8 protein-coding genes are annotated in these 6,901 nt (G+C 69.6%); 4 read left to right on the plus strand and 4 right to left on the minus strand.

Going from position 1 to position 6,901, the window contains the following annotated elements:
• The 4 genes from PO768_RS26990 to PO768_RS27005 form a co-directional block, all read left to right on the plus strand.
• On the plus strand, nucleotides 1–1,388 hold a 1,388-nt coding region (locus PO768_RS26990), incomplete at its 5' end, for a PepSY-associated TM helix domain-containing protein (RefSeq protein WP_272648523.1).
• Nucleotides 1,388–1,729 carry a DUF3325 family protein gene (locus PO768_RS26995; RefSeq protein WP_272648524.1) on the plus strand — a complete coding sequence of 114 codons (342 nt, stop codon included), beginning with the start codon at nucleotides 1,388–1,390 and terminating at the stop codon, nucleotides 1,727–1,729. The genes PO768_RS26990 and PO768_RS26995, both read left to right, overlap by 1 nt.
• Nucleotides 1,730–1,772: 43 nt before the next feature.
• Nucleotides 1,773–2,402 (plus strand): glutathione S-transferase family protein, encoded by a 630-nt coding sequence (locus PO768_RS27000; protein WP_272648525.1) that lies wholly within the window; start codon nucleotides 1,773–1,775, stop codon nucleotides 2,400–2,402.
• An 86-nt stretch (nucleotides 2,403–2,488) separates the two neighbouring features.
• Complete coding sequence (locus PO768_RS27005; protein WP_272648526.1) at nucleotides 2,489–3,598, plus strand: ABC transporter substrate-binding protein; 1,110 nt, start codon at nucleotides 2,489–2,491, stop codon at nucleotides 3,596–3,598.
• Nucleotides 3,599–3,608: 10 nt separating this feature from the next.
• On the opposite strand, the gene PO768_RS27010 is transcribed toward PO768_RS27005, so the two are convergent.
• The 4 genes from PO768_RS27010 to PO768_RS27020 form a co-directional block, all read right to left on the minus strand.
• Nucleotides 3,609–5,453, minus strand: coding sequence for a hypothetical protein (locus PO768_RS27010; RefSeq protein ID WP_272648527.1), 1,845 nt, complete (start codon nucleotides 5,451–5,453; stop codon nucleotides 3,609–3,611).
• Nucleotides 5,450–6,157, minus strand: a complete 708-nt coding sequence (locus PO768_RS27015; RefSeq protein WP_272648528.1) for a PilW family protein — start codon at nucleotides 6,155–6,157, stop codon at nucleotides 5,450–5,452. Before PO768_RS27015 ends, PO768_RS27010 begins: the two co-directional genes overlap by 4 nt.
• 4 nt (nucleotides 6,158–6,161) lie before the next feature.
• Nucleotides 6,162–6,677, minus strand: a complete 516-nt coding sequence (locus PO768_RS29220) for a prepilin-type N-terminal cleavage/methylation domain-containing protein (protein WP_336297790.1) — start codon at nucleotides 6,675–6,677, stop codon at nucleotides 6,162–6,164.
• The coding region (locus tag PO768_RS27020) for a hypothetical protein (protein WP_272648529.1) at nucleotides 6,661–6,901 on the minus strand (241 nt) is incomplete at its 5' end. The genes PO768_RS29220 and PO768_RS27020, both read right to left, overlap by 17 nt.

The raw sequence follows: 6,901 nt of genomic DNA on the forward strand, positions 1-6,901 counted from the left end.
CGCCGGCCGCGCAGAGCTGGCGCCTGAGCCTGCCGGACGAGCGCCGGCCGGTGGCCGCGCTAAGCTGGCGCGAGGCGCCCGATCCCGCCAAGCCGGGGCAGCGTGCCAGGTTCGAGCAGCGCTGGCTGGACCCAGCCAATGGCATGCCGGTCGAGGCGCGCGCCACCTTCGGCGCCGGTGAGTTTTTCTACCGTTTCCATTTCGAGCTGCGCTCGGCCCAGCAAAGCCGCTGGATCCTGGAAGGGCGCTGGCTGGTCGGGCTGGCGACGCTCTTGATGTTCGTTGCGTTGCTCAGCGGCATCGTCACGCACCGGCGTTTCTTCAAGGACTTCTTCACCTTCCGGCCCGGCGCGAAAGCGGCCCAGCGGGCCTGGCTCGATGCCCACAATGTCAGCGGCGTGCTGGCCCTGCCTTTTTATCTGCTGATCACCTTCAGCGGGCTGATGACACTGCACAGCCTCTATATGCCCTCGGGCATCGCGGCGGCCTATGGCAAGAACAGCGGCGCCTACTTCAGCGAGCTGGCTGGCGACCCGCTGCCGCGCAATCGCGGCCTGACGCCCAAACCGGGTGAGACCGAGCCCCTGCCGCTGCTGGGGGAGGGCGCCTGGGAGCGGCTGCTGAGCCAGGCCCGGACCGAGTGGCCCGATGGCCGCATCGAGGCGGTCTCGCTGCTGCGCGAGGGCGGCCAGACCCTGGTGGAGTTCAATCGCCATGAGGGCGACCGGCTGCAGTACCGCAGCCCGCGCCAGGTCTTCGATGCCGGCAGCGGCGAACGCCTGCACCTGGCCGACACCGATGCGCCGGCCGCCAAGACCTATGGCGTGCTCTACGGCTTGCATATCGCCCGCTTTGCCGGCCTGCCGCTGCGCTGGCTGCTGTTCGGCTTCGGTCTGCTGGGCAGCGCGATGATCGCGACCGGCCTGGTGCTGTGGTGCGTCAAGCGCCGCGCCGAGGCCGAGCGCCGCGGGCCGGCCCGGCTGGGCTTCGGCCGTCGCCTGGTCGCGCTGCTGAATATCACGGCCATTGCCGGTCTGCCGCTGGCGATGGCGGGCTTCTGCTATGCCAACCGGCTGCTGCCGCTGGGGCTGGCGCAGCGGCCCGATGCGGAGCTGAAGGCGTTCTTCGCGGTCTGGGGCGCCAGCCTGCTGATCGCGATGGCGGGTGGCGGCTGGCGCCTGGTGTTCGGGCTGGGCGCGCTGGCTTTTGCCGGCCTGCCATTGCTCGATGTGCTGCAGGCCGGCGCACTGCCGGGCGGCATGCTGCTGGGCATCGATCTGGCCTTTCTGAGCGGCGCGGCGCTGCTGGGCTGTCTGGCCTGGAAGTGCCGGCCGGCTGCGGCCCGCCGGGCAAGACCTGGCCCCGCCGGCCAGGTGGAGGGCGCCTGATGTCATCGCCATCGTTCCTGCTGCATCCCTTGCTGTGCTGCCTGGCCGCGTTCGCCGCGCTGTGCCTGGCGATGGAGCGCCACCATCAGGACGCGCTGGGCCAGGCGCCGAGCCCGGCCTGGCGCCGCGGCTTGCGTGCGCTGGCGCTGCTGGCGTTCGCATTTTCGTGGCTGACCGTCTGGCCGCGCCCGGACACCGGCATCGCCTGGACCGAATGGGGCGCCCAGCTGACCCTGGCCGCGCTGGCCGTGGTGGCACTGGCGACCTGGCGGCCGCTGTGGCTGGCGCCGGCCCTGCTGCTGAGCTCGGGCGGAGCCTTGCTGCTGGGCGCCTGGCTCTGATCGGGTAAGCTCGGCCGCGTCGGTACGCAGCCAGAGCACTCCCATGTACACCTTGTTCGGCAGCCCGGGCTCAGGCTCGGCGATGATAGAAATGGCGCTGGAGCGCATCGGCCAGCCCTGGCAGCTGCGCCGCGCCTCGTCCTGGGAACCCGACTCCGAGCAGGCCGAGCTGCGCCGCCACAATCCCCTGCTGCAGATCCCGACCCTGCTGCTGCCGGACGGCGCCGTGCTCAGCGAGAGCGCCGCCATCCTGATCCATCTGGGCCTGGTCCATCCCGAAGCCGGGCTGCTGCCGAGCGAGCCGGCGGCACGGGCCCAGGCGCTGCGCGGCCTGGTCTTCATTGCCGCCAACTGCTATGCGAGCATCGGTGTGATCGACTTTCCCGAACGTGTGTGTGCCGAGGCCGATGCCGACATGCGCGAGCGCATCCAGCGCGGCGCGCGCGCCCAGCTGCAGCGCCAATGGGAGATCTTTGCCGATCAGTTTCCGGCCGCCCCCTGTCTGAACGGCGAGCGCACCGGCGCGCTGGACTTCATGGCCGTGGTGGTGTCGCGCTGGTCGGGCGCGCGCGCGCATCTGGCGAAGCAGCGGCCCGATTTCCATGCGCTGCTGCGGCGCATCGAGGCGGAGCCAGACCTGGCGCCGCTGCTGGCCCGCCACTGGCCGGCGTGACCAATTGCTCACATTTAGCCCGCTTTTGCGCGGCTGGGTGTCGAGCGGCTTTGCCACAATCGCCCCCAATCAAAAGGGAGACACCCATGCGCCTGCGTTCTGTTGCGATAGCCCTGTGCTGCGGTCTGGGACTGACGGCCGGGGCCTGGGCCCAGATCAAGATCGGCCAGACCGCCGGTTTCAGCGGGCCGGTGGCGGCCGGGGTCAAGGAGACGACCGATGGCGCCAAGCTCTATCTGAACTCGGTCAATGCCGCCGGCGGCATCAATGGCCAGAGCATCGAGCTGATCTCGCTGGACGACAAGTTCGAGCCGCCGCTGGCGGCCGAGAACGCCAAGAAGCTGATTGAGCAGGGCGTGCTCGCGCTGTTCCTGAACCGCGGCACGCCGCACAGCCAGGCCATCCTGCCGCTGCTGGCCGAGCACAAGCTGGCCCTGATCGCGCCATCGACCGGCGCGATGCTGCTGCACAAGCCGGTCAATCCTTACGTCTTCAACGTGCGCGCGACCTACCAGCGCGAGGCCGAGCGCGCGATCCAGCATCTGGTCGGCATGGGGGTCAGCCGCATCGCGCTGGCCCAGGTCGATGACAGCTTTGGTGCCGATGCCGCCACCGGTGCGCTCAAGGGCCTGCAGGTGGCCAAGCTGCAGGCGGTCGCGCATCTGGTGTTCCCGCGCGTCAAGCCGGATCTGGCGCCCTTGATGGCGCAGCTGGCCAAGGCCGATGTGCAGGCCTTGCTCTTCATCGGCTCGGGCGACACGGTGGTCGAGGGCATCCAGGCGCTGCGCGCCGCCGGCTCGAATGCGCAGGTGGCGACGCTGTCCAACAATGCCTCGGCAGGCTTCGTCAAACGGCTGGACAAGCTCGGCCGTGGAGTCATCGTCAGCCAGGTCTTCCCGTCCGAGCGCTCGCTGAACACACCGATGATCCGCGAGGCCCACGAGCTGGCCAAGGCGGCCGGCCTGGCCGAGCTCACGCCCTCCAATCTGGAAGGCTTCGCCGCTGCCAAGGTGCTGGTGGCGGGCCTGCGCAAGGCCGGCAAGGAGCTCAGCCGCGCCAGCCTGGTGCGCGCGCTCGACGGGCTCGGCAAATACGATCTGGGCGGCCTCGACCTGCATTTCAGCAGCGCCGACCACACCGGCCTGGACTACGCCGACCTGGCCATCATCGGGCCGGATGGGAAGTTCTGGCGCTGAGGACGACTTTCTATCGATAGCTCGACCACAGCAGCTTCGCGCTGGCCGGCTGGCCGACGTTGAGCGGGTTCTCGCCGGGCTTGAAGCTGCTGGGCAGATTGCGCAGGTCGATCTTGGTGCTGGCACCGAAGGCGTTGTTGCCGCCGTGATTGCCCATGCGGGCGGCCACCACATGGCCGTGCACGGTGGTGTTGCCGCCGGTCAGCAGCAGGTCGCCGGCCAGCACATCGCCATAGACATGGTTGGCGGCGGTCAGGTCGATGCGGCCGCCGCTGTAGCTGGCGCCGATATAGCCGCCGGCCGCGAAGGCGATATTGCCCAGCGGCTGCGGCTTCAGCTCGGCGCTGCCGCTGCTGCAATAGCCCCGCGGTGCCAGGCCGGCAAAGAGGCTGTTGTTGCAGACCTTGGCATAGCCGGCGTAGTTGAGCGCCTCGGTGGTGTTGTTGCCGGCGGTCTTGATATCGCCGGTGGCGATGAAGCTGTTCGCGTAGTCGCCCTGGCCGGCGACCAGATTGCCCTTGAACCAGGCTACGCCCGGCGCCATGCTGGTGCCGGCCAGCGTCCAGGTCTGGCTGACGGTGTCATAGCTCAGGCAGCTGTTGTAGTTGGAGTGGCCGGCACAGATCTTGGCCACGCAGCTGGCGGCGGCATAGCTGGCACTGCTGCACAGCCAGTCCTGGTTGGCGCCGCTGCCGGCCAGGAAATAGCGGCCGTCGGGAATGCCGCTGACCTGGCTGACGGTGACCACCGTGCGGTTGTCGGCGTCGCGTTCGAACTGGTAGTTCGAGGCGGCGCGGTACTCGTAGGCGTCGATGCGGGGCGAGCTGATCGTGGTCGGGGTCAGCGCCGTCAGCGCCACCCGCAGGCCGGCCACGCGGGTCATCGACACCTGCTTGTTCTCCTTCGGCGTGGTCAGGCTCTGGCCATACTGGCCGCTGGCCACCGCGCCGTCGCTTTCCTCGCTATAGCTGCCTTGCACCAGCGCCTCGGCCGTGATCCTGGCATTGTTGCCGCTGGCATTGCCCTGGGTCTTGAGCATGCTGACGCGGGCGCCGCCCAGTTGCACATCGCCGATCGCCGACACGGCCACCACCTGGTTGCTCTTCAGGCTGACCGCGCCATTCGCCATCAGCGTGCCGGCCGAGACGCCGCCCTTGAGCGTGATGTCCTTCATCGCGCTGAGCTTGTTGTAGCTGCCGCTGCCGCTGAGCGTGATGCTGCCTTCGGAGAACACCGTCGCGATGCTGGTGCTGCCGCCCAGCGTGACGCTGTCAGCCGCATAGAGGTGGTTGATGCCGTTGAGGCTGCCGGCGCCGCTGACCTTGCCGTCGACGATCAGCCGGGCCTTGTCATCGCCCAGCACCTGCAGATCGCCGGACAGGTCCAGATTGCCCTTGATATTGATCGCATCGCTGCCCGAGCTGCCGCCACCACCGGGCTTGCCGCTGGCGCAATAGACCAGGGCCAGCAAGGCATTGGCGCCGCCGCTGCTGCCGGTGACCTGGGCCGCGACCTTGGTGGCGCCCTCGCAGTCGGGGTCGGCAGCGCTGACCGCGCGGATGCCGGCGCTGACGCCGTCCAGGCCGGTGAACGCCACCGCGCTGTCGGCCTCCAGCTCGGCCGACTTGGCCGCGCCGAGCTGGTAGAGGTACTGGCGCAGCGCCTCGGCACCGCCCCAGGCCTTCAGCTGCGCCTGGGTCTGGGCATGGACGGTGCGGGTCTGCGACTGCGAGCCGCTGACCGCATAGACCGCGCCGAACACCAGGCCGGCCAGGCCCAGGCCCAGCAGCATCATGAAGAGCACCGAGGCCACGCCGCGCTGCGACCGTGGCGAATAAGGAGTCTTGCTTGTCATTGGATGAGGTTGGCCAGGCAGGAGGTGTAACGATTGCTGGCGCCGCTGACGCTGCCCGCATAGGCGAGGCTGACCTCGACCGGCGCGCTTGGCGCCGCCATGCCGGTCATCGCCTCGGGCAGCGCGCCGTAAGGCCAGCAGCCGGCCGCGCGCCGCGCTGCGATGCCCACCGGCTCGGGCAGCTGCTCGGCCGCCACCAGGCTGCGGCGGGCCCATTCGAGCTGGCTCCAGCGTGTGGCCAGCGGATGGCAGCTGCCCTCGGCGCGCAGCAGCAACAGGGCGCGGCTGTCGGGCTCGGCCAGCAGCGCATGGCAGACCTGCTGGGCCGGGTCGGCCGACAGCGTCGGGTTGCTGATCCAGACCAGGGCATTGCCGGCCGCCGCCGCACTGCTGAGCGCCTGGGTCTGGCCGCTCAGGCGCGCGCCGCTGAGCGCCGCCTCGCGCAAGAGGATCAGATGGCTGTCGCTGGCCGCCCCCTTGATGCCGTAGCCGGCCGCCTGCAAGGCGATCTGCGCGCTCAGCAGGCCCGAGGCGAGCTGGCCGTCCTGGCTGCTGCTCTTCACCAGGCCGCCATCCCCCATCAGCTGCTGCACCGAGGTCTTGTACAGCGACATGCCGCCGACCACCGCCAGCAGCGCGATCACCATGCCAACCATCAAGCCGATCAGGCTGGTGCCGGCCTGGTGCTTCTTCGTCCCCGCCATCGCGTCAGTTCCTCAGCGTCAGCGTGCCGGGGCCCAGCAGGGTTTCGGCGTCGAGTTCATAGAGCACCTGGGCCAGCGTGACGCTTTTGCTGCTGCCGGCAATGCTGACGGTCACCGGCGTCACGATGCAGGTCTTCTGCACCTCGCTGATGCTCAGCTGAGCCCCCAGCTGCAGATCGCTGCTGCGCTTGGCCTGGCCGCTGGCAGGGCAGCCGCCGGCCAGGCCGGCGCTTTGCAGCTCGGCCCTGATGCCTTGCACCGCCAGGCTCTGGGCCTTGTGGTATTTGTGGGCCACCAGGGTGCGGCTCAGCGCGTAGACCAGGCCCAGGCCGATCACGCCCANCAGCTCGGCCCTGATGCCTTGCACCGCCAGGCTCTGGGCCTTGTGGTATTTGTGGGCCACCAGGGTGCGGCTCAGCGCGTAGACCAGGCCCAGGCCGATCACGCCCAGCAGCAGCACCGCCACCATGGCCTCGACCAGGCTGGCGCCGCGTTGCGTTCTCTTATTCAAGCCAGCCATTGACGGGCTCCTCCTTGTGTCGGGCTATGCGGTAGGCGAGCTCGGTGGTGCACAGCCCTTCGCCCACCGTGCTGTCAAGCAGCTGGCCGGCGCTGTCCATCGCCAGGCAGGCGCTGTCCTGCTCGGCCAGCTGGATGCGGGCCGGGGGGCTGGCCTGCCAGCGCGCACCGGCGCAGGCCAGCGCCTCGGGCTGGCCGCGATGCACGCACAGCCGGCCGGGCAGG

The sequence above is a fragment of the Paucibacter sp. XJ19-41 genome (assembly GCF_028462495.1).
Taxonomy (GTDB): domain Bacteria; phylum Pseudomonadota; class Gammaproteobacteria; order Burkholderiales; family Burkholderiaceae_C; genus Roseateles_E.

Bases quoted from the DNA above. Each gene is read 5' to 3' on its own strand.
- PO768_RS27005 (WP_272648526.1), top strand. From the start codon at position 2,489: ATGCGCCTGCGTTCTGTTGCGATAGCCCTGTGCTGCGGTCTGGGACTG.
- PO768_RS27010 (WP_272648527.1), bottom strand. From the start codon at position 5,453: ATGACAAGCAAGACTCCTTATTCGCCACGGTCGCAGCGCGGCGTGGCC.
- PO768_RS26995 (WP_272648524.1), top strand. From the start codon at position 1,388: ATGTCATCGCCATCGTTCCTGCTGCATCCCTTGCTGTGCTGCCTGGCC.
- PO768_RS27000 (WP_272648525.1), top strand. From the start codon at position 1,773: ATGTACACCTTGTTCGGCAGCCCGGGCTCAGGCTCGGCGATGATAGAA.
- PO768_RS27015 (WP_272648528.1), bottom strand. From the start codon at position 6,157: ATGGCGGGGACGAAGAAGCACCAGGCCGGCACCAGCCTGATCGGCTTG.